The organism is Microbacterium sp. Bi128 (assembly GCF_918698205.1).
Genome location: NZ_CAKKMM010000840.1, coordinates 1 through 2,225, shown reverse-complemented (window position 1 = coordinate 2,225; position 2,225 = coordinate 1). Strand labels below are relative to the sequence as shown.

2 protein-coding genes and 1 pseudogene are annotated in these 2,225 nt (G+C 69.4%); all 3 read left to right on the top strand.

The window, feature by feature from the left end; all coding sequences use genetic code 11:
- Positions 1-386 (top strand): glutamate ligase domain-containing protein (locus LQV45_RS26990; RefSeq protein ID WP_374208304.1); only part of this gene is annotated, 386 nt, incomplete at its 5' end.
- A gap of 6 nt (positions 387-392) precedes the next feature.
- A complete protein-coding gene (murF, locus tag LQV45_RS26985) occupies positions 393-1,970 on the top strand; it encodes a UDP-N-acetylmuramoyl-tripeptide--D-alanyl-D-alanine ligase (protein ID WP_230009838.1) in 1,578 nt (525 codons plus the stop codon).
- Positions 1,967-2,225, top strand: a pseudogene (locus LQV45_RS26980) (phospho-N-acetylmuramoyl-pentapeptide-transferase); the annotation flags it as partial. The gene murF and the pseudogene LQV45_RS26980, both read left to right, overlap by 4 nt.

Here is a 2,225-nt window from a genome sequence, read left to right as displayed (position 1 = left end):
CCACCGGACAGCGGGACCAGGGCAAACGCCCCGCGATGGGTGCCATCGCGGCGCGGCTGGCGGACACCGTGATTGTCAGCGACGACGATCCCCACGACGAGGACGCGGCGGCCATCCGCGCGGACGTCCTTGCCGGGGCCCTGGCGGCCAAGGACGACGAAGGCCTGGACTGCACAGTCCTGGAGGTCTTCCCGCGCGACGCCGCCATCCTGAAGGCCGTAGAGCTCGCCGGAGCCGGGGACACCATCCTCGTGGCCGGGCGCGGTCACGAGGTCTGGCAGGAAGTCAAGGGAGTCAACCTGGCACTGGATGACCGGGTGGAGCTTCGGAACGCCTTGACAGCACGGGGATTCACCGTTCTCGAAGACCACCGGATAGAGTCCTAAACCGAGATGATTGCATTTACAGCGGCGGAAATCGCCGACATAACCGACGGCCGGCTCGCCGCGGAACCGGGAATTACCCCCGCCTCCGTGGTGACCGACTCCCGCGAGGCCACGGCGGGTTCCCTCTATGTGGCCAAACCGGGGGAGAACGCCGACGGACACGACTTCGTCGGCGCAGCCTTTGACCGGGGCGCCGTATTGGCGCTCGTGGAGCGCGAAGTGGCCGACGCCGCCGGAACGGACTATCCCGCCGTCGTCGTTGAGGACACTGTCCTCGCCATGGGCGCGCTGGCCGCCGAAGCCGTCCGCCGGATCCGTGCCAGCCGCGCCGCGGCCGGCGCCGCTTTCACCGTGGTCGGCATCACCGGCTCCGCCGGCAAAACCACCACGAAGGACCTGCTCGCCGGAATCTTCGCGGCCGCCGGCGCCGAAGGTGCCACAGTTGCGCCGCAAGGGTCCTACAACGGCGAGATCGGCGTGCCGCTCACAGTCTTCAAAGCCGACTTCGACACCCGCTACCTCGTCATCGAGATGGGCGCCACGGGCATCGGCCACATCCAGTACCTCGCGGACATGGTCCGGCCGGAGATCGGCGTCGTCCTCGGCGTCGGCTCCGCCCACGCCGGGGAGTTCGGCGGCGTCGAGAACATCGCGGTGGCCAAGGGCGAACTCGTGGAGGCGCTCCCGGCCGGGGGCACCGCCGTGCTGAACCTGGACGACTCCCGCGTCGCCGCGATGGCCACCCGGACCCGGGCCCGCGTGCTCGGCTACACCTCACGCGCGGCCGGCCCAGGCCAGGACACCACCATCCAGGCCGACGTGGCCCAGGCCGATGTGGTGCGGGCCGCGGATGTGGACCTGAACGCCGACGGCCACCCGGAATTTGAGCTCTACCTGCCCGCCGACGTGACGGACGGGAAAGCACCGCAAGGACCAACCCGGCACCACGTCGCGGCCAAGCTGATCGGCGCCCATCACATGGCCAACCTCCTCGCGGCCGCGGCCGCGGCGCACGCGGCCGGCATCCCCGGGGCGCAGATCGCGGCCTCGCTCAGCGCGCAGACCGCCGCCAGCCGCTGGCGGATGGAGCGCACGGAGCGTCCCGACGGCGTGACCGTCATCAACGATGCCTACAACGCCAACCCGGAGTCCATGCGGGCAGCACTGCGGACGCTGGCCGAGCTGGGCCGCGGCCGCCGCACCTGGGCGGTCCTGGGCGCCATGCTGGAACTGGGCCCGGATTCCATCCGCGAGCACATGGCAGTCGGCACCCAGGTGGTGCGGCTGAACATCTCGCGGCTCGTCGTGGTGGGCCGGGAGGCGCGGTCGCTGTATGTTTCCGCCGTCAACGAAGGCTCCTGGGGCGACGAATGCGTTTTCGCCGAGACGGCGGACGAGGCCTACGAGCTTCTCCAAGCCGAGCTCCAGCCCGGCGACCTGGTCCTGTTCAAGTCTTCGAACGGCATCGGGCTGCGCCACTTGGGGGATCGGATAGCATTACCCCCACATGCCACCCAAGACTCTCCCGAGCGATCTGCTGAGGGAACTGCCGCAACCGCCACAGAAGGGAGTGCACAGCTGTGATTGCACTGCTGATGGGCGCCGGAATGGCGCTGCTCCTCGCGTTTGTGGGCACCCCGCTGTTCATCCGGTTCCTGGTCCGCAAGGGCTACGGACAATTCATCCGGGACGACGGACCCACTTCCCACCACACCAAGCGGGGCACGCCCACAATGGGCGGCACCGTGGTGGTCGTGGCGGTCCTGGTCAGCTACGGGCTCACGCCCCTGTTCATGTGGATGATGAACCCGCACTCACCGGGGCCAAGCGCCTCCGGGC